Origin of the sequence: Leucobacter sp. cx-42 (genome assembly GCF_014529985.1) — a bacterium.
GTDB lineage: Bacteria > Actinomycetota > Actinomycetes > Actinomycetales > Microbacteriaceae > Leucobacter.
Genome location: NZ_JACVMU010000007.1, coordinates 72,122 through 94,549 on the forward strand (window position 1 = coordinate 72,122; position 22,428 = coordinate 94,549).

Sequence of the window (22,428 nt, forward strand, 5' to 3'; positions counted from 1 at the left end):
GTTCTGACATCTACTGTCTATTCGCCAGCCGAGTCCCCGAAGAGACAGTCGGTCTGGAAACGCAGAGTGAGACTCCCGTCGATCGTAAATCGATCATTGACCGAAAGGGAGGAGACGGGATGTGCATCGCTCACATAGACCTGTTGAGATCTCATCTTATCTTCGAGCGAATATCCGGCCGCATGCCACGCGCCAGCAATAGCGGTTACGGCGTCTCCGCTTTCATCGCTGGAAAAACCTACGACGAGTGAGCCCAGAATTCCGTGAGCTTGTCCGTCTGGGGTGGCGCAGGCCTCACGCACAAGCATCGGCTTGGCATCTTGGGGTTCCGCTTCCAGCTTGGGATCCTGCAACAGCCTTGCGCGGGAATCCGTAACCTCACTCGCACGCTCAAGCAACATCGCAACCTGCGCATCAGCATCATCGATTGAGAAGATTCGCTGGGGGAGTACGGCGTCCTCATCCTGCTCCACCGACGCTGGTGTTGATGTGACAAATCTCTGTGCCATGTCCGTAGCCCAACTCACCTTATTGCTGGCCATTCCGCCGGCAAGCACCAAGGTTCCAAGCAGCAAGCAAGCTGACACCAGAAGCGATACCAGCCAAAGCCTGCACCTATGCCAAGCGGCAACCGCAGTGCCACAGGCAATCACAGTTAAGGAAATTGCAAGGGTGGCATAGGTGCTGTTCAAGGACTCGTTTGCCGCCGCAATTGCGTCAAACCACGCTTCACTGGTGCGGACATCATTGGGATCAAATCCCTCAGCCGCATTCACGGAAAGCGCGTTCAGTAATAGCCAGCCACAGAGACACAAGACTCCAAGCGGCAGGACGGTCGCGGCTGCACGCTGAGCGTCCAGTTTCCACGACCGCGTCTTGGCTCCAAGATTTGGCATCCGCCAAGCATATCCGCCCGCTCGGGGAAGCGCGCGGAGTATCCAAGCTGACATAATATAGATTATCCGCGAATACTCGCAATTGAGGAGTGGTCTCAAATCTGGCCGCTTGCGGCGTCGCTGGACGCGATTCCTGCACCAACGGCGCGTGCAGGACTTACTGACTCTGCGCGCGCCGCACTGAGGATCGATCTGGGAGAACTTACGCAGTCGACTCAGCGTCGTACACGGGCGCGATCGACAGCGCACTGAACGCGAACGGACGCGTGACGCGATCCACGCTCAGTGGGCAATGCTTGACGCCTGCTGGAATGTAGATCGAACCCGACTGGGTGATTTCACGTTCTTCGCCGTCGATCGTCATCGTGAGCACCGCGCCGAGATCTCGCGGGTTCTCCGGATCGCTGCCGGTCCAGATCAGCACTTCGTCGTAGTCGTGCACGTGTTCGCCGACCCACGGGTGCTTTTCGTCATCCGCGGTGAACCACACGTGCGTCATGTGGATCTTGGTGTCGTTCTGCGTCTGGCTGCCGACGAGCTCGCGGCCCTCACCCTGGTTGGGCGGCATCGGAATCCCGGCATTCTCCCCCTCGGTTTCGAACTCGAAGTTGAGTGCGGGCGTGGTGTCATTCAGCAGACCGTCAAACTTGCTCACGTTGGCTCCTTTGCCATTCCGTGGGGCTACTCCCCTGGTTTTTCTACGTGTGTAGATAAGTAAACCAGGTTTCACGGTATTTGACCAGCAATGCGGCTACTTCTTGCCACTCCCCAAACGCAGCAGAGCGCGCGCAGCGAGCGCAGACAGACCGATCGCACCGAACTGCCCCGATCCCAACATGAGCGCGGATCGGCCAGACATCCAAGACCACAGCGCCAGCAGGAGTGCCCCGGCAATCAGTGCCCAACCGCAGAGCGCAAGGCCAATCGAAGCGGCCTGGCCAAGCGTCACCGTGCCACGTGCGGTGGCGGGTTTGAGTACACACGCGACAGCGAATGCAATCACGCCGAGTGCGAGGCCACCGAACACATCACTCGGGCGATGCCAGCCATACTCCAAGAGCTGCCAGGCGGCAGCACCGAGCACTGCGGTGCCGATCACGACAACGAGTGCGCGGAGTCGTGCAGGCACTGCCCACACCAATCCGCCAATGAGCACAGTGAATACGGTCATGTGCCCGCTCGGGAAGGTATTGGGCACGTCAAACTCGAAGAGTTCAGGTCGCGTGAGGAGTTCCAGTTTCAGGAGCTGCGATGCTGCGATGCCGAGTCCGGGAATGATCACCACAACCAGCGCGCGCCGCATGCCGTGGGCGAAGAACGCAATCATGCCGATCACCACCAGCGAGACGCCAATCATCGGCACCGAAACGAGGTTGAGCGGAGGCGGTGGTTGCGTGGTGAAATCAGCAGCGTCGAGCACGCTGTTTTCGGCACGCTGTCCCAGTTCAAGTTGCACGCCGAGCAGATACGATCCGCCGCCAACGATGCCCCAGAACAGCAGGGTCCACAACGCCGTGCGGCGACCAGCCGTTTGCTTCATCGGTACTCCCCTGCGCTTACCCACGCTCGAACGCATTTGAATGGCGAAGCCTGAGCGCAAACATGTATCGCCAAACACTACACCGAGCCGGGCCACCGCACGGCGATGCATCGCCGCTCCGCCAGGGAACACACAGACAGATGATCGGCGGTGAGGTTCGATTCTGGGCGGGTGCGGTGATCCGCCAACCGAGAATGGTTCGATTCTTCGTAGGGTAGGACGCAGGGAAAGGAATCCACCGTGTTCAATGACGAATCGCACCCCACAGACTCACGCCCGCGCGCTCGCGACCTAGGTATCCCGTTCGACGGCGTTCCGGGCGCGCACAACGCAATCACTGACGTGCCCGGCCTCGAGGTCGGCTTCGTCACGCTCACGGGCGATGCCCCTGGCGCTCCCGGCGGCATGCGCACGGGAGTCACCGCGATCCTGCCACGCGGTCGTGCGAAGGCGGCACTCCCCTGCGCCGCGGGAGTCGCCGTGCTGAATGGCAACGGTGAGCTCACTGGGCGGAGCTGGATCGAGGAATCGGGTCAGCTCCAGGCACCAATCGCTATCACGAACTCACACGCCGTCGGCGCCGTGCACACGGGCATTGATCGCTGGATGGCTGCGAATCACCCGCAGGCGGCGGCCGCGTGGATGCTCCCGGTAGTTGGTGAAACCTGGGACGGCTACCTCAATGCAATCAACGCAGGGACGGTCACTCCTGATCATGCGATTGCCGCACTCGACTGCGCTGCCGGTGGGCCCTTCTCAGAAGGCAACGTCGGCGGCGGAAACGGCATGAACTGCTACGGGTTCAAGGGCGGCACGGGCACGGCGTCGCGCGTGGTGACGTCCGGGGCCGATGCCTGGACCGTTGGCGTGCTCCTGCAGGCGAACTTCGGTTCGCGCGAGGAACTTCGGGCGGCCGGACGCACGCTCGGGCGCGATTCCGCGGCACCGAACACGATGGAAACGAGCGGCTGGTTCGCCAAGGAGCACGCGGCTGCGGTTCGTCTGCCCGGTGGCGCCGGCAGCGTCATTGTGATCGTCGCGACCGATGCACCGCTGCTCCCGAGTCAGTGCGAGGCGCTCGCACGCCGCGTTCCGCTCGGCCTCGCTCGGACGGGCACGACCGGCAGCCATTTCTCTGGCGATATCTTCCTCGCGTTCTCCACCGCGAACGAGGGCGCGCTAGTCTCACGCATGAGCGACGAGACGGTGACCGTTGAGACCATGAGTCATGTGGCGTGGGGTTCGATTGACCCGTTCTTTGAGGCCGTCGTCGAGGCGACCGAGGAGGGGGTCCTCAACGCCCTCGTTGCGGCCCAGGACGCGACCGGCCGCAACGGGCACCAGAGCTTCGCGCTCCCCCACGAAGAGGTACGCGCGGCGTTCGCTGGTAACTGATTCGGGGCGGATCGGGCCAAACACGTCGGCAGTTATGCCGAGAACTTGCCCTGGTCCGCCGAACGCACTGCCCAAAGCGCGAGTGCCGCGGCCGTCGCGACGTTGAGTGAGTCGACGCTGTGCTCCATCGGAATGAGTACCGTGCGCACCGACGAAGCGAGCGCACGGCGCGACAGGCCGGGACCCTCGGAACCGAACATGAGCGCGAGCTTCTCGGGCACAGCGCCAACGAAGTCAGCAAGGTCTTCAGCGTCATCGCGCAGCGCGAACGCTGTGAGCTCGTAGCCCGCATCGCGGAACATCGGACCGGCCTCACGCCAGTCAGGGAGGCGCGCCCACGGCACCTGCAGCACGGCACCCATGCTCACGCGCACGGCGCGACGATACAGCGGATCGGCGCAGCCAGGCGACAGCAGCACCGCATCGGCCCCGAGGGCTGCGACGGAGCGGAAGATCGCGCCAACGTTGGTGTGATCAGTGAGGTCTTCGAGGACGACCACGCGCTTCGAAGCCTGGAGGAGTTCGAGCGGGTCGCGATCCGCCGGGCGATGCATGGAGGCAAGCACGCCGCGGTGCATATGGAAGCCGGTGAGCTGCTCGAGCTGCGCCTCGCTGCCGACGTAAACAGGGACGTCGGGGTGCTCGGCGAGTGACTCCCCCAACTGCGACAGCCATGCCTCGGTCGTGAGCACGGCACGGGGCTTGTGACCGGCAGCGATCGCGCGGGCAATGACCTTCGAGGACTCGGCGAGGTACAGGCCCTCTTCTGGCTCGCGGACGCGGCGCAGCGCGACGTCAGTCAGCTGCGTGAAGTCATTGAGCTCGGGGGCATTGATGTCTGTGATCGGAATGAGGTTCATTCGGCGTCTCCCAACGCATCGGTGATCCATGCGGCCGCGTCTGCCACGGCTTCGTAGTGCACAAGGTGTCCAGTGCCGGGGATGATGCGCAGCGTTGCGCCCGGGATTCGTCGTTGGAGGTCAAGCTGCGCCGCGAGCGGCGTGATGTCGTCACGGTCGCCCACGATGAGGAGCGTTGGGACACGGTACTCCCCCGCGAACTCGCGCACGGTATGCGAGACCGAGGCTTTGAACGCCTCAAGCAGCGTCGCTGAGTCAGAGAAAGCGCTGAAGTACGCGTGGTGCTGGGCGTGGATCCAGGCACGCAACTCGGGGTCACGAGTCTTAGCCATGACCTCGCTCATGACTCGCACAATCAGGCGGTTGCCGAGCAGCTCCTTCGCGGCACGCTCGGGAAGGAGGCTGCCGGCCTTGTAGTAACCGATGGCGAGCTGCGTGAGCACTGCCTGCGGGCCTTCAAGCGCGGGAGAAGCAATGGGGTTGATCAGAATGACCTGATCTGGCGAAAGCCCGGCACGGAGGGCAGCAGAGACCACCAGCGAGCCGAATGAGTGGCCCAGCATCGTGTGCCCCTCGGGCGCAGCCTCAGCAACGAGCGCGACCAACCAGTCGCCGTAGGCAGCGAGGTTGTGCTCGACGCCAGCCATCGGCCCGGTCTCGCCGAAGCCGGGCAGATCGGGCACCAGGAAACGCTTGCCAGGGTTCTTCTCGGCAAGCGATTCAGCGAGCCCCTCGAGACCGTGATGATCACCTCGGAAACCGTGCACCAGGAACACCGGCCAGCCATCGGCTGCGCCGTACTCCCACACATGGGTGCGGGTTCCTGCCACGTCGAACGTGTGTACCGTGCTCGTATTCACCTGTTTATCGTATCGGCCACCCCTGACATTCCAGCTCGCCGCCGCCCGCGCGCCACGGTGAGCCGATAGCATCGAAGTCAACGTGCCCGCAGCTCGAAAGGACTTCCGTTGCAGCGACCACTCCCCCTCTGGGCCTCACAAATCGCAGTGTTCGATACCGAGACCACCGGCATCGACACTGACACGTCACGCATCGTGAGCGCGACGGTCGCCCTGCTCGGTGATCAGGGTGAGGTGCTTGAGCGTTACGACTGGCTGCTGGATCCGGGCGTCGAGATCCCAGACGCAGCGGCGCGCGTGCACGGCATCACGACCGCAATCGCACGCACGAGCGGCACCAATGCGGCCGTAGGTGTTGCGCAGATCGCTGCTCGCCTCGCCGAAATGGTCGACCGCGGATTCCCCGTCGTCATCTACAACGCCCCATACGATCTTTCGTTGCTCGCTTCCGAGCTGGAGCGCCACAACATTGATGCGAGCGTCCCGACAACGCCGATTCTTGATCCGCTCATCATCGACAAGCAGGTCGACAAGTACCGTCGCGGAAAGCGCACCCTCGAGGCCGCTTCAGCGCACTACGGTGTCGAGCTCGGGAACGCACACGACGCAGGAGATGATGCGATCGCTGCCGGCCGCGTCATGCAGCAGATCGCGGCCAAGTTTGGTGAGTCAATGGCTGACGATCTTGAGTCGATTCATGCCGCACAGATCAAATGGGCGGCGGATCAGGCCGAAAGCTTCCAGGACTACATGCGTAAGAACCGGGACCCGAACTTTACCGCGGACGGCCGCTGGCCGATTCGTCGCGGCTAGCTCGCCGCTTCCGCGAAACCCACGAAAAAGGGCCTTTCTCTCGAGAAGGGCCCTTTCTAGTACCAGAAACACCGTGTTTCGAGAGAAACGGGCGGTTTCGCGGGGCTGAGGCCCGCAGACGCCCGCAGACGCACGTCCCAAACGCACGAAAGCCCGGGTTCCGAAGAACCCGGGCTTTCGTGAAGCGAGACTTAGGCGCCGAAGCCCTTGAAGCGCTGGTTGAACTTCTCAACGCGGCCAGCCGAGTCGAGGATACGCTGCTTGCCGGTGTAGAACGGGTGCGAAGCGCTCGAGATTTCCACATCGAGAACCGGGTAGGTCACGCCGTCAAGCTCGATCGTCTTGTCGCTCTTGAGGGTCGAACGGGTGAGGAAGGTCTCGCCCGAAGCCAGGTCGCGGAAAACGATTGCGTTGTACTCGGGGTGAATTGCGGTCTTCATTGGAATAATCCTTTTGCCTTGATGATGGTGTGTAACAGCACACCGTGGGCCTGCGGCCGGAGCCGCAACAAGCGTCTAGTTTAGCAGACGATTCGCAGAGAATCTTCGCATTTCTGACGCGATTCGCTTGGCGCCTTCAAAGAGCTCACAAGCAAAGTCTAAGGACGCGTGTATTACGCGCGTGCGGTCGCGTTGTAGCGACCGTTCGACTCGGTCAACACCAGCGGCAGATCGAACGTGCGCTCGAGATTCTCAGCCGTCAGTGTCTCAGCGATCGGGCCAGCTGCCTGGATCTTGCCGTCAGCGACGAGCATGAGGTGGGTGAACCCGGGCGGGATCTCCTCAACGTGATGCGTCACGAGGATCATCGCCGGCGAATATTCCGACTGCGCGAAGCCCGAGAGCATCTGAATGAGTCGCTCACGAGCGCCGAGATCGAGGCTCGAGCCAGGCTCATCGAGGAGCAGCATCTCGGGATCCGCCATCACCGCACGAGCGATCATGGCACGCTTGCGCTCGCCATCACTCAGGGTTCCGAAGCGACGATCCGCCAGTGCTTCGAGATCCCACTCAGCGAGCACACGACGGGCCTGACGCACATCGATCTCGTCGTACGACTCGTTCCAGCGGCCCTCAACCGCATACGCGGCAGTGAGCACGAGATTGAGCACGGTTTCGTCTGCGGGGATGCGGCGCATCGCAGCCGATAACACAAAGCCGATGCGGGTGCGCAGCTCGCGCACATCGACGCGACCGAGGCGCTGATCGAGCACATCGACCGTGCCCTTCGACGGGTAGTCCTGCCCAGTTGCGAGCTTCATCAGCGTGGTCTTACCCGCGCCGTTGGGGCCGAGAATGACCCAGCGATCCGCCGAATCGATCGACCAATTGATGCCGTCAAGAATCGGACGGCCATTACGGACGTACGAAACGTCGGAAAGCTCGAGAACAGTTGCCATGCCTCCACACTAACGACTTGTCGCGCGCCCGCGCGTACATGAAACGCAGTGCGTCGGAATTCTCTAAACTGTCTTCCATGACCGTTGCACCGCTTGTAGTACTCGACTGTGATTCCACGACGATCCAGGACGAGGTGATTGAACTTATCGCGGAGGCCGCAGGCACCCGCGAGCAGGTGGCGGAGGTCACCGAACGCGCAATGCGCGGCGAGCTCGACTTCGCTGAGAGTCTCGCTGAGCGCGTTGCGACACTCACAGGCACGCCCGAGAGCGTGTTTGCAGATGTGTATGCGCGGATCCGCCTCTCCCCCGGCATCGTTGAGTTGATCAGCGAAGTTCACGCGCGTGGTGGCAAGGTTGGCGTTGTGTCGGGCGGCTTCCACGAGGTGCTCGATCTGCTCGCAAAGGATCTGAAGCTCGACTTCTGGTCGGCAAACCGCCTCGAGGTCGAGAACGGTGTGCTCACCGGCCGCACCGTTGGCCCCGTGATCCACGCACAGGCGAAGGCGGAGAAGCTCCGTCTGTGGTCGACCGAGAGTGGCATTGCACTCGATTCGTCGGTCGCAATTGGCGACGGTGCGAACGATCTCGAAATGATGAAGGTCGCTGCGATCGGCGTTGGCTACAACGCAAAGCCCATCGTGCAGGAGCAGGCTGACGAAGCGATTGAGGGTGATCTCCAGCAGGCGATCCCGTTCCTCGATCGTCTGCCAATGCAGGAGTAAGTTCCCGCACAAGCTTCACCTCTGCGTGAAAGCATCTCCAAGGCGGTCGTGATTCTCTGCACAGCGGGATGCACGGCCGCTTTGTGCATTCTCCAAGCACGCAAGGCGGTTGAGCCAGCCGTGTTTGCCACATTTCTATTCCCCTGACGCGCTGTCCTCGTTATCGTTATCCACGTAGCGCCCTATGGCGGCAGTTTTCACACGCGAGAAAGAGACGGCATGCCTCATACGTCAGTCCCCACTGTCACGCTCAATAACGGACTCGAAATGCCGCAGCTCGGCTTCGGGGTATACAAGGTGTCGAACGACGACGCGGCGACGGTCGTTACGCATGCGATCGACGCCGGTTATCGCAGCATCGATACTGCGGCGCTGTACGGCAACGAACAGGGGGTGGGAAAGGCAATTGCGCAGACAAGTGTCGCGCGCGAAGACCTCTTCATCACCTCAAAGTTGTGGCCGAAAGACTTCACCTACGAAGGTGCGCTGCGCGGCTACGAAACCTCACTCGAGAAGCTCGGACTTGAAAAGCTCGACCTTTACCTGCTGCATTGGCCCGCACCTGCGACCGACTCGTACCTTGAGGCTTGGCGCGCGCTCACCCAGTTGTACGCAGAGGGACGCGTCGGCGCAATCGGTGTCTCCAACTTCCTCCCCGAGCACCTTGCGCGACTGGGTGAAGTCAGTGACATCGTCCCCGTTGTGAACCAGATCGAGCTGCACCCGTTGTTCCAGAATCGCGCGAGCGTGGCTGCAAACACCGCGCGTGGCATCGTCACCGAAGCCTGGAGCCCGCTTGCACAGGGTGCCGCGCTCTCACACCCGGCTGTGGTCGAAATCGCGGATCGCCTAGGAGTTACCTCGGCTCAGGTCATCCTGCGCTGGCACCTGCAGCAGGGTCGCGTCATCATCCCGAAATCGCAGACACCGTCACGTATGGCTTCGAATCTTGACATCTTCGGCTTCGCACTCTCGGAGACCGATCTCGCTGTCATCGATAGCTTGGACAGCGCTGCAGGTCGTGTCGGCCCGAACCCAGCAGAATTCAACGGCTAGAACTCAGCAGCGCACAACAATACGGCCGGTACATCCGTGGAGATGTACCGGCCGTATTGCAATTTCACCCAGAGAACTCGGCTGGCGCCGAACTCACATCACTGCCATGTGCTAACAAGGCTGTGACCCCAAGTTGAGTCAGCAGCGTGAACTCAGTTGGGCCATACAGCTCAGAAAGCTCCCGTATCAGCGGAGCGATCGCTGGACCGACCTCGCTGTCTGGCATCGAAGCAATCAATTGAACGAGTAAGAGAAGATCTTCTGGCGAAGCTCCAGAAGCCTCTGTGAGCGCACATAAGCGCTCAATTGAATCCTCCGCACAAGCGAGCAACAATGCGCGCTTAGACGGGAAATTCGCGTACAGATGGGGCTGAGGTACGTCTGCCCGCGCGGCAATCCGGCCAGTTGAGGTGCCGTGATAGCCGTAGAGGCCGAACTCAACGAGTCCGGCCTCTACCAGGCGGCGACGATTTTCACCCGGGCGCCTACGGCCCTTGTGAGCGTCTGTCATCCGTTAAAAGATATCGACGAGCTTGCGGTAGTGCTCGCCTACCGCTTCGAAATCTCGGTGGTTATAGAACGAACCCATACGTGCCGTGGAAGCCGAGATCTGACGCACGCCACGCCCTGAGCAGTAGTGCTCATTTGCTGACATGAGGCGATCTCCGATGCCGTTTTCACGTGCGGATTCATCTACAACGATCTCCTGCAGGTGGGCGGTGAGGCCCGGTGCATGGAGGAGGCGAGACACGGTCAGAAGCGAATAGCCGACAATTTTTCCATCAATCTCCGCAACGAAGAGCACGTTGGTCTCTTGCTCGCGGCGGATCATGATGTTGTCGTACGCAACCATGAACTCGTCTCGACCGATCGGCTCGCGACCGGTGGAAAACTGGCGGGCCAGGCCGAAGACAGCTTTTGCGTCTTCGGCCTGGCCGCGTCGAATCGTGATGCTCACGAAATCATCCAGATCTGATTACCGGGCGAAGTTACCGCGGTAGTACTCGTATACCCAGCCCACGACCGAAACGATCAGCAGGGGAACCGAGAAGAACGAGATCCAGAAGTTGAACGAGAGGCACATGCCGAGAACGACGAGTGCACACGCGAGAGCGAGCATGAACGGCCACCAGCTCCAGGGGCTGAAGTCGCCGAGCTCGGGATCGCCATCGTCGATGTCCGAGTCCAGACGATCCTCGATCGCAACGCCGCCCTGCTTCTTCTGAACGAGACCCAGGTAGACGGCGATCATGCCGGCAAGGAATGCTGCACCGTAGATCGACATCGAACCTGACCACTCGAGGTAGCCGTGGACGATGAAGTTCCATGCGGTGTACACCGTTGCAAGGAGAGCGAAGTAAATCGCAAGGATCCAGAAGATTACGATGTTTGATTTCATAGCCTTGTTCCTTCCTTACTACTTAGCTTCTGCGATTTCACGCACGACGGGCTGCTCCACGCCGCTCACCTCAGGGTGATGCAGGTCGAAAGCAGGTGATTCCGAACGAATACGCGGGATCGAGGTGAAGTTGTGACGCGGGGGCGGGCAAGAGGTTGCCCACTCGAGCGAACGACCGTAGCCCCAGGGGTCATCAACTGTGACCTTGGGAGCGCGACGCGCGGTGAGGTATACGTTCACGAGGAACGGAATCATCGATGCGCCGAGGATCATTGCACCAACGGTCGAGAGCTGGTTACCCCAGGTGATGCCATCGCTCGGCATGTAGGTGTAGTAACGGCGAGGCATAGCCATGACGCCGAGCCAGTGCTGCACGAGGAAGGTGGTGTGGAAGCCGATGAACAGCACCCAGAAGTGAATCTTGCCAAGACGCTCGTTGAGCATCTTGCCGGTCCACTTCGGCCACCAGAAGTAGAAGCCTGCGAACATCGCGAAGACAACCGTACCGAAGATCACGTAGTGGAAGTGAGCGACCACGAAGTAGGTATCGGAGAGGTGGAAGTCAAGCGCCGGCGAAGCCAGGATGACACCGGTGAGGCCACCGAAGACGAAGGTCACGAGGAAGCCAAGCGACCAGAGCATCGGAGTTTCGAAGGTGATCGATCCGCGCCACATCGTGCCGATCCAGTTGAAGATCTTCACACCGGTCGGAACCGCGATGAGCATGGTCATCAGAGCGAAGAACGGAAGGAGGACCGAACCGGTGACGTACATGTGGTGAGCCCACACGGTCATCGAGAGTGCAGCAATTGCAATCGTCGCGTAGATCAGGGTCTTGTAACCGAAGATCGGCTTGCGGCTGAATACCGGGAAGATCTCAGAGACAATGCCGAAGAACGGCAGCGCAATGATGTAGACCTCGGGGTGGCCGAAGAACCAGAACAGGTGCTGCCAGAGGATAGCGCCACCCTCACCGTTGAACACGTGAGCACCGAAGATACGGTCAGCTGCGAGGCTGAAGAATGCTGCTGCGAGAACGGGGAAGACGAGGAGTACGAGGATCGAGGTCACCAGGGTGTTCCAGGTGAAGATCGACATACGCCACATGGTCATGCCAGGGGCACGCATCGTGATGATGGTCGTGATGAAGTTCACGCCACCAAGGATGGTGCCGAAGCCACCGATGCCGAGGCCAAGAACCCAGAGGTTTCCACCTACGCCTGGTGAGTACGTCATTTCAGACAGCGGCGCGTACGCGAACCAACCGAACGAAGCAGCACCCTGCGGGGTAAGGAAGCCACCGACTGCGATAAGCGAGCCGAAGGTGTAGAGCCAGAACGCGAAAGCGTTGAGGCGGGGGAAAGCCACATCCGGTGCACCGATCTGAAGCGGCATCATGACGTTTGCGAAGCCAGCGAAGAGCGGCGTTGCAAACATCAGCAGCATGATCGTGCCGTGCATGGTAAACAGCTGGTTGTACTGTTCCTTGGTAGCAATGACCTCGAGGCCAGGCTGGAACAGCTGCGCGCGGATCACCAGGGCCATCAGGCCGCCAATGAGGAACCACACGAAGGAGCTGATCAGGTACATGTACCCGATCACCTTATGGTCCGTGGATGTCATCCACGTGACAACTACGTTGCCCTTCTTCATCTTTCTGCTATCCCCTATTAGTCGTTCTGAGCCTTAGCCTCGTCCGAGGTGAACGAAGCCTGGTTCGGGTTGTACTCTTCGCCAACCAGACCCTGGTTCTCCGGGTTTGCCTTCAGGGTGTCGATGTACTGATCGTAATCTTCCTGCGAGACAACCTTGACCTGGAAGAGCATCATTGAGTGGTACTCACCGCAGAGCTCAGCACACTTACCCATGAAGGTGCCGATTTCCTTGGGCTCGAAGCTCATGTAGTTGGTCTGACCCGGGATCATGTCCTTCTTGTAGAGGAACTCTACGATCCAGAAGGAGTGAATGACGTCACGGGTTTCGAGACGAATCTCGGTCTTCGTGTCAACCGGGAGGTAGAGAACCGGCATGGTCTCTTCGGTTGCTTCACCGGTCTCGTCGGTCTGGACCTGGACGCCCTGGAAGTGGACATCCTCGTTGACGTAGTTGAAGTCCCACGCCCAACGCTTGCCAATAACCTCTACGACGTTCTCCGGGTTGTCGTAACGAGCTTCAATCTTTGCCATCTCCTGAGCGGTGAAGGCGAAGAAGCCGAGGACAAGGAGAACCGGGACCACGGTGAAGAAGGTCTCGATCGGCATGTTGTAACGCAGCTGAACGGGGAGACCAGTCTGACCCTTGCGACGACGGTAAGCAATCGTCGCCCAGATGATGAGTGCCCAGGTGATTACGCCCACAGCAAGGAGCACAATCCACGAGGTTACCCAGAGGCCAGTAATACCTTCGGTGTGGTTCGTCGCATTAGTGGATCCCTCGGGGAGGAATCCGCGCTGCTCTTCGGGCGTGCAGCCCGCGAGCACAAGTGCCGCGGACAGCGCCACAGGGGCCGCGACCCATTTCATTAGACGATTGGAACGCACCGCATACCTTTCGATATCTACTTCTCGTCGCCCCATTTCGGGCAGACGAATCTGATGACTACCTGTTAGCTTAGCGCGAACCTGAACGTTCCCCGAACACGGATGTACGGGTGTCGCAAACAGGAACGCGAAAAATCAACAGATTTAGCTAAAACTGTCGCCACAGGCGCAGCTGCCCTGGGCATTCGGATTGTCGATCGTGAAGCCCTGCTTCTCGATCGTGTCTTCGAAACCGATGGTTGCGCCACTGAGGTAGGGCACGCTCATCATGTCTACCGCGACCTCAACACCATCGAAATCGACGATTGCGTCGTTCTCGAGCGTGCGCTCATCGAAGTACAGCTGGTAAATCAGGCCCGAGCAGCCACCGGGCTGCACGGCGATTCGCAGGCGAAGGTCGTCACGACCCTCCTGCGCGAGCAGGCTGCGAACCTTTTCTCGCGCCGCATCACTCAACGCAACGCCGTGTGCCTGATCAACGGCACCCTCAGCAGTCTCCATTTCCATGGCTGCTCCTTTACGTATAAAACTCAGCGAATTCGTATCCCGACAAGTCTACGCCTCTCAGAGGGAGAGGGTACGCTGTTAGGTGGCCCGTTTCCCTTGCGCATATCCGCGAGGCACGGCCCCGGAGCCAACGGGTTTCGGACTCGAAAGGAATAACGACGAGAATAATGAGTCGCGCAGAGCAGCCACAGGCCCAGGACTCCGGGATGAGCTCCAACGAAGAAGCAAACGGTAAGGGACGCCCGACCCCGTCGCGTAAGGCTGCCCAGGCAGCAAACGCACGCCCGATCGTCGGCTCGAAAGATAAGGCGCAGCAGAAAGAGATGCGCCGCAACCAGGTCGCCGAGCGTGAACGCGCTCGCGTCGGCATGATGCAGGGCGAGGAGCGCTTTCTCACCGCACGCGACCGCGGCCCGCAGCGCCGTTTCGTACGCGATTATGTTGACGCGCGCTGGAGCGTCGGCGAGCTACTGATCCCCCTCATGCTGGTCGTGCTCGTCATGACCTTCATTCCGGGCATCATCCAGGTACTGAGTCTCGTGCTCATCTGGGCGTTCGTGGCGCTCGCAATTCTTGACGCTGTCTTCCTTGGCTTCCGCCTCAAGAAGAAGCTCGCAGAGAAGTTCGGCGAAGAAAACGTTCAGGGCGGCTTCCGCTGGTACGGCGCAATGCGTGCGATGCAGTTCCGCCCGCTTCGCGTGCCGAAGCCTCAGGTCAAGCGCGGCAACTACCCCGCGTAAGTTCGTTGCACCGCACGGTGCAGTGCGCACGACTGAGCCCCGGGTGAGATTGATTCTCACCCGGGGCTCAGTCGTGTGTGGGGCGCCGATCGCGTGAGCGGATCCGCGCCCCATTGCAGCTACGCGGCCTGGCGCCAGCCAGCCTTCTTCAGGCCACGGTTGATCGCGCGCGCCCACAGCGGTCCCTCGTAGATAAACGCGGTGAAGCCCTGCACCAGGGTCGCGCCGGCGTCGAGACGTTCGATCACGTCGGCCGCAGTCGTCACGCCACCAACCGAGATCACGCAGAAGTCAGCGGGAGCGGTCTTGCGAATCTGCTTGAGGACCTCAATCGAGCGATCCTTGAGCGGTGCGCCAGAGAGGCCACCTGCTCCAATCGCCTCGATCTCAGCGGGCGTTGCTGAGAGACCCTCACGCGAGATCGTCGTGTTGGTCGCAATAATGCCGTCAAGCCCGAGGCGGACAGCGAGCGCGACAATTCCGTCGATCTGCTCGTCCCCCATGTCGGGTGCGATCTTCACGAGCAGTGGGGTCTCTCCCGCAGCCTCGCGCACTGCAGCGAGCAGCGGCTCGAGCATGTCGATCTCCTGCAGACCGCGCAGGCCGGGCGTGTTGGGCGAACTTACGTTCACGGCGAGGTAGTCAGAGATCGGTGCGAGACGGCCGGCGCTCCACACGTAGTCGTCGATCGCGTTGTCGAACGGGGTCACGCGGCTCTTGCCGATGTTTGCACCGATGATCGGGCGATCCTTGCGCAGCCGGGCCCGCTCGATGCGGGGAACCGCGGCTGCCGATCCGCCGTTATTGAAGCCCATCCGGTTGATAAGACCGCGGTCAGCAACGAAGCGGAACATGCGCGGCTTGGGATTGCCCGGCTGCGCGTGCATCGTGACCGTGCCGACCTCGACGTGGCCGAAGCCGATCTCGCCGAGACCACGAATACCCTCTGCGTTCTTGTCAAAGCCTGCTGCGAGACCGAACGGGCTCGGGAAGGTGAGACCGAGTGCCTCAACCTGGAGCGAGGGGTCGGGAGCGCAGTAGCGTCGCACGAGTCCACCAAGCAGCGGGGTCGCTCGGATCACGCGGAACGCGAGGTGATGTGCCACCTCGGGATCCATCGGCTTGAAAAAGATGTTGAACAGTGCGGGGTACAGGCGCATGCCGGAATTACTCCTTGATGGGTGCTGAGCTTGCGCTCGGGGACGAAGCGTTCGAGCGAAGATCACTGATCGCGCTCTCAAAATCTGCGAGCGAGTCGAAGGCCTGGTAGACGCTTGCGAATCGTAGGAAGGCGACCTCGTCGAGCTCACGCAGGTGCGGCAGAATCGCAAGGCCAATCTCATTCGCTTCAAACTGAGCAATGCCGGCCGACCGCACGGACTCTTCAACCCGCTGCGCAAGTACTGCGAGATCAGCGTCGGTGACCGGGCGCCCCTGGCAGGCCTTACGGACGCCACTCACGACCTTTTCGCGACTGAACGGCTCAACCACACCTGAACGTTTGATGACCGTGAGGCTCGCGGTTTCGGTGGTCGTAAACCTGCGACCGCACTCGGGGCACTGACGACGGCGGCGGATCGACATACCGTCATCGGCGGTACGCGAATCGATCACACGCGAGTCTGAGTGGCGGCAGAACGGGCAGTGCATTAGCGTGCCTCTTCGAATCGCGCCGAGACTGCCTCGCCATGCGCGGGCAGGCCCTCGGCTCCAGCGAGAGAGAGCAATGGCGCTTCGACCTGTGCCAGCGCATCGCGGTCATACGAAATGATCTGCTGCGGACGTAGGAAGGTGTGTGCGCCGAGGCCGGAAGCAAAGCGTGCGGTACCACCGGTGGGAAGCACATGGTTCGAACCCGCGAGATAATCGCCAAGACTCACCGGACTGTAGCTACCGACGAAGATCGCACCTGCGTCAGTGATGAGCGAGAGAATCTCGTCATCGTTGCTGGTCTGGATCTCAAGGTGCTCTGGGCCGTATGCGTTACTTACCCGTGCACCAACGGTCATGTCATCAACCAGCACAATTGCCGACTGCGGGCCGCCGAGGGCCACTGCGACGCGCTCGGCATGACGGGTCTCCCCCGCACGTGCCGCAACCTCAGCCACGACGCGGGCCGCAAACTCTTCCGAATCGGTCACGAGTACCGAAGCTGCTGCCTCGTCGTGCTCAGCCTGACTGATGAGGTCGGCGGCGACGAAGCGGGGATCCGCGCTCGAGTCAGCGAGGACGAGAATTTCAGTCGTGCCTGCCTCAGAGTCAATGCCGACGAGACCGCTCACGACGCGCTTAGCGGCGGCAACGAACACGTTACCCGGGCCAGTGACGACATCGACCGGCGCAAGGTCAATGCTCGGGACACCGTGCGCAAACGCTGCAATTGCGCCAGCGCCACCAATTGCGTACACCTCAGTCACACCGCACAGGGCTGCCGCCCACAGCACAGCGGGGTGCGGAAGGCCGTTGTTGTCCGCCTGAGCAGGCGAGGCAAGGGCAAGTTCGGGAACACCTGCGGTCTGCGCAGAGACGGCGTTCATGATGACCGACGACGGGTAGGCAGCCTTGCCTCCCGGCGCGTACAGGCCTACGCGGGACACGGGCTGCCAGCGCTGCGTGATCGTGGCACCGTCAGCGATGCGGGTGACCTGCTCGGCAGGAACCTGCGCCGCAGAGCCTTGACGCAGACGCACGATGAGCTCGCGGAGTGCAGCCTCGACCTCGGGCGGGCAGTCGGCAAGCGACTCCTGCACGGCTGTCTCTGGGACACGAAGCACATGCCCTTCAACACCATCAAAGTCGCGCGCCTGTTCACGCAGGGCAAGCTCGCCGCGGACGGCAACGTCCTGGACAAGCGGGCGGACACGCTCTACGGCGACCTCTGCTCCGAGGGCCGCACGCGGGACGAGTTTGAGCAGGTCAGCGCGGGTAAGCTCGCGCCCCCGCAGATCAATCGTTCGCATCACCCTTCCAGTCTACCTGGCGGGCGGTCACACTCCCGTCGATGGCGCGAGCATTCCGAGCCATGCGAGCTCGCGCACGGCCGAGATGAGCGCCTCGGCAGCTGCGCCGCCGTCGACCTCAAGGATCGTCGCAAGCGCGTCTGCAATCTGACCGAGGTCGAGGTCGCCATCGCACGCACCAACCGCGGCGGCAATGAGCGGATCCGCCCCCACGCGCCGCGCGAGCGGACGGTCGATCGTGAGCGCAAGCGCTCGCGGCGATTCCTCGCCCGGAGTGTGCTCGCGTTCTTCAACAACATCGCGTGACCGCAGCCAGTGCGTCGCCAGCACCTCGGCGTCGCTCATCCGCGCGGCAATGACGCCGTTCGTAAATGCCGATGCGAGCAGGTCACCAGTTCGCGGCCCGCCGTACGCACCGGCAACCTGCTCGATGTGCACGAGCGGGTCGACTCCCGGCGTGACTTCCCGACGGATGCGGATCGACCCAAGCCCCACCCCGGCGATGCGGCGCGCAGCGAAATCGTTGAGCCAGCCGTTCATCAGGCGCTCAAACTCTGCAGAGCCGGGGCGTGCGCCACCGTCGCGGGCCCAGGTCTCTGCGTACTGTGCCGGCTCGACGCGATCTCGCTCAATGACCCACGCGGCAAGCGCACCGTGCGCGTCGCTTGCCGCCTCGATCCAGGTCTGCACGCGGCCGAGTCCATTCTGGCCCCACGGCGATTCCCAGTTCGCGAGGCAGATGAGCGTGCCGCCGGCTGCGAGCAGCGCTGGTCCCTCGCGTACCACCCGTTCCGCAAGCGCGTCACCGGTCATTCCACCGTCTCGGTACTCATAGACCGGGGCAGAGTCGTCACGTGGCGTGATCACAAAGGGAGGGTTCGACAGCACAAGTTCGAAGCTTTCTCCCTCGACCGGAGCAAACAGATTCCCCTGTCGGAATTCAATGTTAGACACTTCGTTGAGGCGTGCGTTGGCACGTGCGATCATGAGCGCGCGCTCAGAAATGTCCGTGGCGACGACGGGGCCGCGAAGCGCGAGGTGCAGGGCAACAATGCCGCAACCGGTACCCAGATCGAGTGAGCTTGCGACATCACGGCCCGGCGCCTGGGAGATGAGCGAACGGGTCGCACCGCCAATTCCCATGACATGATCGGTGCGCGCAGGACCGCGGCGCAGCTGATCGTCAAGGTCGGAAATGATGCGCCAATCCAGCGGATCATCGCTCCGCGAGTCTTCGACCTGCACCGGGTTCAGGGAAAGCGCTGCCCGGAAACGCTCATCTGCGGCGCTCGCGCCATCGGCGACACTGGCAACGAGGCCGAGCTCAACAGCACCAGTGGCCGTCAGGCTCGGGAGCGCATGGGTGAGATCGGCAGCGCTCACCTCCTGACCAAGCAGGAAGATCTGAATGAGGATGCTCAGCGGCGTCTGCTGATCCGCACCCTGCGCACGTTCGGAAAGCACCCGCAACGCAGGTGCGAACACACCGCGCAGACGCGCGGCGTCGGCAGTCACACCAAGCTCAGCCATCACGGCTTCTGCCCAGTAGTCCGCGTGGTCAAGGTCGTGGCGCAGCTGGTCGATAAGGTCGATCTTCACCGTGCAAGCTTACGGTGTGGACCTCAGGAATGCCGAACGCCCCGACACAGTGCCGGGGCGTTCGGGGTGCGCTCGAGTTAACGCTTCGTGACCGAACTGTTGACCTGCGTAGAGATCACGGTGTCGAAGTTCGGACCCGCGATGCGACGCTTCTTGAGGTTCTTGTTCACCAGCGGCCAGAAGATCACCAGAACCAACGTTGCCGCGAGGCTCGTAAAGACCTGCGTGCGACCGCTCTCAGACGTCAGCATGACCACGACGATCGCAGCGATCGCGGCGATGAGGAAGATGTTCAACCAGGGGTGCAGCCACACCTTGATCTTCAGCTTGCCTACTTCATCAGGGGTCATCTGCTGGCGCATACGCATCTGGGTGAGTGCGATGAGTACGTACACGAAGAGCGCAACAAGACCGGCCGAATTCATGATGAAGTCAAAGACGCCAGAGTCGGGAGCGAAGAAGTTCACGAGGGTAGCGATAATGCCACCGAACGTTGAAGCAATGAGCGCAAACACGGGCACCCCGCGTCGGTTCTTGCGAGCGACGATCTTCGGGGCGTAGCCCTGCTCTGCGAGCGCTGCAAACATACGCGATGCAGAATACAGGCCAGAGTTGAGCACCGAAATCACCGCGGTGAAGATGATGAGCTGCATAATCTCGGTTGCGAAAGGCAGGCCGAAGCGTTCGAAGACCAGGGTGAACGGCGCGTTCGCGACGTTCGTCGGAGCAGGAAGCTCGTTCCAGGGAATGACCATGGTGACGATAAGTACGCCGCCAACAAAGAAGAGGAGGATTCGCCAGATCACGGTACCGGTTGCCTGGCGAATACCCTTTCCGGGATCCTCAGACTCAGCGGCGGCCATGACCGCAATTTCAGTGCCGAAGTAGGAGAAGATCACGAGCGAGACGCCAGTCAAGGCGATGCCCACACCGTTCGGTGCGAAACCGCCGTGCTCCCACAGGTTGGGAACCGAGAAGTGCGAATCGGGCCACAGGCCAAGGACGAAGAGGACGCCAGCGCCGAGGAAGACGACGATCGCGATGACCTTAATGCTCGCGAGCCAGAATTCCACCTCGCCGAATGCGCGCACCGACACCATATTCACGCCGATGAAAAGCACAAGCATGCCAATACCCCAGGCCCACGATGGCAGCACCGGGAACCAGGCGTGGAGTGTTTCGCCACTCAAGACCGCTTCATAGGCCAGCACGCCAACCCAGAAGTACCAATACAACCAGCCCACCAGATACGCCGCCCAGCCGCCAAGGCCGACGCGAGCGTATTCCATGAAGGATCCGGTAGCTGGCCGGTTCGCAGCCATCTCGCCGAGCATGCGCATCGCGAGGAAGACCAACAAGCCGCCGATGAGGTAGGAAATGATCGCGGCGGGACCGACGCTCCGAATAACGTTGCCCGAGCCAACGAACAACGCTGCGCCGATGATGCCACCGAGCGTGATCATGGTCACATGTCGTGACCGAAGCTTTTGCTGACCGGAAACAACTTGGCCTGCTGATGTGGCCGGGGATACCGGCTTGTCGTAGCGAGATTCACTCTGCATGTTTCGCCCTTGAAAAATCGAGACTCTTTGCCTGTTGCCACGCTGCTCTACAAGCAAGATGGCAACACTGCCAGGTCCTGGTGAGAACCGTCCCGCTTAGTCTCGCGGATCACTGCAAATATGCAGATGTCGCATCTGCACAGTGACTTCCGATCGCACTGGGCAAACCCGCCGCATGAGAATTTGACAGGGCCACCCACATGTTTCATGACACAAAACAGCGGCTACTTCCAAAAGAGAAGCAGCCGCTGAGTGAAGCAAGAAAGCGTTTAGCCTTCGCCGTTGAAGCTTGAAGTGTCACCAACGAGACGGGTGTTGTCTGCGGGGACCGGCTCAACCGCAGCCTTCGCAACCTCAGCAGCGAACTCTGCGACGTTGTACAGCTTGCCTGCCTGCTCACGACGCTCTTCAATCGCGCCGGGGTTCAGACGGTTGAGGAGCGTTGCGGTAACAGTGCCCTCAATCATGTCGCCCGAGACCACGACGAAGCCGATGCCGCGAGCTTCAAGCTCGGGAATACGCGCACGGAGTGCGTCTTCGCCGGCACGCTTCGACTCTGCAACCGGGACATACTCCGGCATGGTCGGGGTCGTGCGAATGAAGTGTGCCTGGTGGCTCGTCACGAACACGACGCGCGAACCTTCACCGAGCAGCGGAAGCGCTGCATCGAGCACACTGAGCTGCGCGTCACGGTTCAGCTGCAGAGCGTAGTCCTCAGCCATGCCGCTCTCCATGCCGCCCGAAGCGTTAAGCACGAGGATGTCGAGACCGCCGAACTCTTCCTTCACGTTCGCCATCATGGCCTGCACTGACTCGGGGTCGGTGAGGTCAGCACCCTGCACGAGCGCGCGAACACCAAGGTCCTGCAGCTGCGAAGCAAGCTTCTCTGCGCGGGGCGCCTTGTTGCGGAAGTTTACGACGACGTCTGCGCCAGCTTCTGCAAAGTAGCGGACGGTGTCGGCGCCAACGCCGCGGGAGGATCCCGTGACCAGTGCGCGGCGGCCAGCAAGGCTGCCCGACTCGAGGACGGTGGGCTGAGCGGTTTCAGTCATCTGCGATGCTCCTTTGAGGACTCTGCATACGTACCCACCCAGCGTACTGGAAGAAACATTCCCTCTATCGCCGCGACGCGATCCCCGATAGCCTGCACATAGGTGGGCGGCGATGAAGAAGCCAGGAGGTGTCGCCCTCGACATGGAGGTCCAAGATGGCCGATCGCACACTTCGCGGAGCCCGCATTGGCGCTACGAGCATGCAGAATGAGCAGGGCGTTGAGCTGGCTCCCCGCAAGACCGTTGAATACCTGACCGACAAAGGCACCCGTTTCAAGGTGGTCTTTGACGCCGATGCCGAGCCCCCGGCCGAGTGGACCGATCAGCGCAGTGGCGAACTCGGCTTCCTCGACGACGAGGCAGGCAAGGCTGCTCGCGCCGAATTTGAAGGCAAAGAGTCGACGCAGCGCACCCCATGGGACATGCTCATTGAGCGCCGAAGCCGCGAAGAGCTTGAGGAAGTTCTTGAGGAACGCCTCAAGATCCTGCGCGCTCGCCGCGGTAGCCGCAAGAAGAAGTAACGCC

General features: G+C 61.3%; 25 protein-coding genes. 6 read left to right on the forward strand and 19 right to left on the reverse strand.

Translation table 11 applies throughout. The annotated features are described in order from the left end of the window. Window positions 1–17: 17 nt before the first annotated feature. From ICM05_RS07885 to ICM05_RS07895, 3 genes are all read right to left on the reverse strand, one after another. The gene (locus tag ICM05_RS07885; protein WP_188024039.1) at window positions 18–896 is read right to left on the reverse strand and encodes a hypothetical protein; all 879 of its coding nucleotides are present in this window, start codon (window positions 894–896) and stop codon (window positions 18–20) included. Window positions 897–1,098: 202 nt separating this feature from the next. Beyond that, window positions 1,099–1,551, reverse strand: coding sequence for a hypothetical protein (locus ICM05_RS07890; RefSeq protein WP_188024040.1), 453 nt, complete (start codon window positions 1,549–1,551; stop codon window positions 1,099–1,101). 96 nt (window positions 1,552–1,647) lie between these two features. Next, window positions 1,648–2,436 (reverse strand): phosphatase PAP2 family protein, encoded by a 789-nt coding sequence (locus tag ICM05_RS07895; RefSeq protein ID WP_188024041.1) that lies wholly within the window; start codon window positions 2,434–2,436, stop codon window positions 1,648–1,650. A 240-nt stretch (window positions 2,437–2,676) separates the two neighbouring features. On the opposite strand from ICM05_RS07895, the gene ICM05_RS07900 reads away from it, so the two are divergent. Next, window positions 2,677–3,831, forward strand: a complete 1,155-nt coding sequence (locus tag ICM05_RS07900; RefSeq protein ID WP_188024042.1) for a P1 family peptidase — start codon at window positions 2,677–2,679, stop codon at window positions 3,829–3,831. Between the two features lie 32 nt (window positions 3,832–3,863). Here ICM05_RS07900 and ICM05_RS07905 read toward each other — a convergent pair whose 3' ends face one another. Both ICM05_RS07905 and ICM05_RS07910 read right to left on the reverse strand, forming a co-directional pair. Further along, a complete protein-coding gene (locus ICM05_RS07905; RefSeq protein ID WP_188024043.1) occupies window positions 3,864–4,691 on the reverse strand; it encodes an RNA methyltransferase in 828 nt (275 codons plus the stop codon). Further along, window positions 4,688–5,551 (reverse strand): alpha/beta hydrolase, encoded by an 864-nt coding sequence (locus tag ICM05_RS07910; protein ID WP_353055852.1) that lies wholly within the window; start codon window positions 5,549–5,551, stop codon window positions 4,688–4,690. Before ICM05_RS07910 ends, ICM05_RS07905 begins: the two co-directional genes overlap by 4 nt. 108 nt (window positions 5,552–5,659) lie before the next feature. Between ICM05_RS07910 and ICM05_RS07915 the strand changes: the two genes are divergently transcribed. Continuing rightward, window positions 5,660–6,364, forward strand: coding sequence for an exonuclease domain-containing protein (locus tag ICM05_RS07915; RefSeq protein ID WP_188024044.1), 705 nt, complete (start codon window positions 5,660–5,662; stop codon window positions 6,362–6,364). Window positions 6,365–6,555: 191 nt separating this feature from the next. Here ICM05_RS07915 and ICM05_RS07920 read toward each other — a convergent pair whose 3' ends face one another. Both ICM05_RS07920 and ICM05_RS07925 read right to left on the reverse strand, forming a co-directional pair. Next, on the reverse strand, window positions 6,556–6,804 hold the full coding sequence (locus tag ICM05_RS07920) for a type B 50S ribosomal protein L31 (RefSeq protein WP_188024045.1): 249 nt from the start codon (window positions 6,802–6,804) through the stop codon (window positions 6,556–6,558). Between the two features lie 173 nt (window positions 6,805–6,977). Beyond that, entirely contained in the window at window positions 6,978–7,763 is a 786-nt protein-coding gene (locus tag ICM05_RS07925; protein ID WP_188024046.1) for an ABC transporter ATP-binding protein, read from the reverse strand. Between the two features lie 77 nt (window positions 7,764–7,840). On the opposite strand from ICM05_RS07925, the gene serB reads away from it, so the two are divergent. Both serB and ICM05_RS07935 read left to right on the forward strand, forming a co-directional pair. Next, window positions 7,841–8,488, forward strand: coding sequence for a phosphoserine phosphatase SerB (gene serB, locus ICM05_RS07930; protein WP_188024047.1), 648 nt, complete (start codon window positions 7,841–7,843; stop codon window positions 8,486–8,488). A 219-nt stretch (window positions 8,489–8,707) separates the two neighbouring features. Then, entirely contained in the window at window positions 8,708–9,544 is an 837-nt protein-coding gene (locus ICM05_RS07935) for an aldo/keto reductase (protein ID WP_188024048.1), read from the forward strand. A 64-nt stretch (window positions 9,545–9,608) separates the two neighbouring features. On the opposite strand, the gene ICM05_RS12970 is transcribed toward ICM05_RS07935, so the two are convergent. The 6 genes from ICM05_RS12970 to ICM05_RS07965 all read right to left on the reverse strand — a co-directional run bounded on the left by ICM05_RS12970 (window position 9,609) and on the right by ICM05_RS07965 (window position 13,990). Further along, the gene (locus ICM05_RS12970) at window positions 9,609–10,055 is read right to left on the reverse strand and encodes a TetR/AcrR family transcriptional regulator (RefSeq protein WP_188024049.1); all 447 of its coding nucleotides are present in this window, start codon (window positions 10,053–10,055) and stop codon (window positions 9,609–9,611) included. A gap of 3 nt (window positions 10,056–10,058) precedes the next feature. Then, the gene (locus ICM05_RS07945) at window positions 10,059–10,502 is read right to left on the reverse strand and encodes a GNAT family N-acetyltransferase (RefSeq protein ID WP_188024050.1); all 444 of its coding nucleotides are present in this window, start codon (window positions 10,500–10,502) and stop codon (window positions 10,059–10,061) included. A gap of 18 nt (window positions 10,503–10,520) precedes the next feature. Beyond that, window positions 10,521–10,943 carry a cytochrome c oxidase subunit 4 gene (locus ICM05_RS07950; protein WP_188024051.1) on the reverse strand — a complete coding sequence of 141 codons (423 nt, stop codon included), beginning with the start codon at window positions 10,941–10,943 and terminating at the stop codon, window positions 10,521–10,523. An 18-nt stretch (window positions 10,944–10,961) separates the two neighbouring features. After that, the gene (ctaD, locus tag ICM05_RS07955; protein ID WP_188024052.1) at window positions 10,962–12,596 is read right to left on the reverse strand and encodes a cytochrome c oxidase subunit I; all 1,635 of its coding nucleotides are present in this window, start codon (window positions 12,594–12,596) and stop codon (window positions 10,962–10,964) included. Window positions 12,597–12,613: 17 nt separating this feature from the next. After that, window positions 12,614–13,465 carry a cytochrome c oxidase subunit II gene (gene coxB / locus ICM05_RS07960; protein ID WP_188024053.1) on the reverse strand — a complete coding sequence of 284 codons (852 nt, stop codon included), beginning with the start codon at window positions 13,463–13,465 and terminating at the stop codon, window positions 12,614–12,616. Between the two features lie 162 nt (window positions 13,466–13,627). Further along, window positions 13,628–13,990, reverse strand: a complete 363-nt coding sequence (locus tag ICM05_RS07965) for an iron-sulfur cluster assembly accessory protein (protein WP_251364583.1) — start codon at window positions 13,988–13,990, stop codon at window positions 13,628–13,630. 206 nt (window positions 13,991–14,196) lie between these two features. Between ICM05_RS07965 and ICM05_RS07970 the strand changes: the two genes are divergently transcribed. After that, window positions 14,197–14,730 (forward strand): DUF3043 domain-containing protein, encoded by a 534-nt coding sequence (locus tag ICM05_RS07970; RefSeq protein ID WP_251364584.1) that lies wholly within the window; start codon window positions 14,197–14,199, stop codon window positions 14,728–14,730. A gap of 119 nt (window positions 14,731–14,849) precedes the next feature. Here the strand turns inward: ICM05_RS07970 and ICM05_RS07975 are convergent, their stop codons facing one another. From ICM05_RS07975 to ICM05_RS08000, 6 genes are all read right to left on the reverse strand, one after another. After that, window positions 14,850–15,884 carry a quinone-dependent dihydroorotate dehydrogenase gene (locus ICM05_RS07975; protein ID WP_370566773.1) on the reverse strand — a complete coding sequence of 345 codons (1,035 nt, stop codon included), beginning with the start codon at window positions 15,882–15,884 and terminating at the stop codon, window positions 14,850–14,852. Window positions 15,885–15,897: 13 nt separating this feature from the next. After that, window positions 15,898–16,380, reverse strand: a complete 483-nt coding sequence (gene nrdR, locus ICM05_RS07980) for a transcriptional regulator NrdR (RefSeq protein WP_188024056.1) — start codon at window positions 16,378–16,380, stop codon at window positions 15,898–15,900. Continuing rightward, entirely contained in the window at window positions 16,380–17,690 is a 1,311-nt protein-coding gene (gene hisD, locus ICM05_RS07985; RefSeq protein ID WP_188024240.1) for a histidinol dehydrogenase, read from the reverse strand. Before hisD ends, nrdR begins: the two co-directional genes overlap by 1 nt. 27 nt (window positions 17,691–17,717) lie before the next feature. Beyond that, window positions 17,718–19,289 (reverse strand): methyltransferase, encoded by a 1,572-nt coding sequence (locus tag ICM05_RS07990; RefSeq protein ID WP_188024057.1) that lies wholly within the window; start codon window positions 19,287–19,289, stop codon window positions 17,718–17,720. A gap of 77 nt (window positions 19,290–19,366) precedes the next feature. Then, entirely contained in the window at window positions 19,367–20,752 is a 1,386-nt protein-coding gene (locus ICM05_RS07995; protein ID WP_188024241.1) for an amino acid permease, read from the reverse strand. A gap of 368 nt (window positions 20,753–21,120) precedes the next feature. After that, a complete protein-coding gene (locus ICM05_RS08000) occupies window positions 21,121–21,903 on the reverse strand; it encodes an SDR family oxidoreductase (RefSeq protein ID WP_188024058.1) in 783 nt (260 codons plus the stop codon). Window positions 21,904–22,058: 155 nt separating this feature from the next. Between ICM05_RS08000 and ICM05_RS08005 the strand changes: the two genes are divergently transcribed. Continuing rightward, window positions 22,059–22,424 carry an RNA polymerase-binding protein RbpA gene (locus ICM05_RS08005; RefSeq protein ID WP_188024059.1) on the forward strand — a complete coding sequence of 122 codons (366 nt, stop codon included), beginning with the start codon at window positions 22,059–22,061 and terminating at the stop codon, window positions 22,422–22,424. Window positions 22,425–22,428: the final 4 nt, after the last annotated feature.

What these genes read in the sequence shown, in the direction of transcription:
- ICM05_RS07885 (WP_188024039.1), bottom strand. Translation starts at nt 896, where the DNA reads ATGCCAAATCTTGGAGCCAAGACGCGGTCGTGGAAACTGGACGCTCAG.
- ICM05_RS07895 (WP_188024041.1), bottom strand. Translation starts at nt 2,436, where the DNA reads ATGAAGCAAACGGCTGGTCGCCGCACGGCGTTGTGGACCCTGCTGTTC.
- ICM05_RS07905 (WP_188024043.1), bottom strand. Translation starts at nt 4,691, where the DNA reads ATGAACCTCATTCCGATCACAGACATCAATGCCCCCGAGCTCAATGAC.
- ICM05_RS07920 (WP_188024045.1), bottom strand. Translation starts at nt 6,804, where the DNA reads ATGAAGACCGCAATTCACCCCGAGTACAACGCAATCGTTTTCCGCGAC.
- ICM05_RS07925 (WP_188024046.1), bottom strand. Translation starts at nt 7,763, where the DNA reads ATGGCAACTGTTCTCGAGCTTTCCGACGTTTCGTACGTCCGTAATGGC.
- serB (WP_188024047.1), top strand. Translation starts at nt 7,841, where the DNA reads ATGACCGTTGCACCGCTTGTAGTACTCGACTGTGATTCCACGACGATC.
- ICM05_RS07935 (WP_188024048.1), top strand. Translation starts at nt 8,708, where the DNA reads ATGCCTCATACGTCAGTCCCCACTGTCACGCTCAATAACGGACTCGAA.
- ICM05_RS12970 (WP_188024049.1), bottom strand. Translation starts at nt 10,055, where the DNA reads ATGACAGACGCTCACAAGGGCCGTAGGCGCCCGGGTGAAAATCGTCGC.
- ICM05_RS07950 (WP_188024051.1), bottom strand. Translation starts at nt 10,943, where the DNA reads ATGAAATCAAACATCGTAATCTTCTGGATCCTTGCGATTTACTTCGCT.
- ctaD (WP_188024052.1), bottom strand. Translation starts at nt 12,596, where the DNA reads ATGAAGAAGGGCAACGTAGTTGTCACGTGGATGACATCCACGGACCAT.
- coxB (WP_188024053.1), bottom strand. Translation starts at nt 13,465, where the DNA reads ATGAAATGGGTCGCGGCCCCTGTGGCGCTGTCCGCGGCACTTGTGCTC.
- ICM05_RS07965 (WP_251364583.1), bottom strand. Translation starts at nt 13,990, where the DNA reads ATGGAAATGGAGACTGCTGAGGGTGCCGTTGATCAGGCACACGGCGTT.
- ICM05_RS07970 (WP_251364584.1), top strand. Translation starts at nt 14,197, where the DNA reads ATGAGCTCCAACGAAGAAGCAAACGGTAAGGGACGCCCGACCCCGTCG.
- nrdR (WP_188024056.1), bottom strand. Translation starts at nt 16,380, where the DNA reads ATGCACTGCCCGTTCTGCCGCCACTCAGACTCGCGTGTGATCGATTCG.
- hisD (WP_188024240.1), bottom strand. Translation starts at nt 17,690, where the DNA reads ATGCGAACGATTGATCTGCGGGGGCGCGAGCTTACCCGCGCTGACCTG.
- ICM05_RS07995 (WP_188024241.1), bottom strand. Translation starts at nt 20,752, where the DNA reads ATGATCACGCTCGGTGGCATCATCGGCGCAGCGTTGTTCGTTGGCTCG.
- ICM05_RS08000 (WP_188024058.1), bottom strand. Translation starts at nt 21,903, where the DNA reads ATGACTGAAACCGCTCAGCCCACCGTCCTCGAGTCGGGCAGCCTTGCT.
- ICM05_RS08005 (WP_188024059.1), top strand. Translation starts at nt 22,059, where the DNA reads ATGGCCGATCGCACACTTCGCGGAGCCCGCATTGGCGCTACGAGCATG.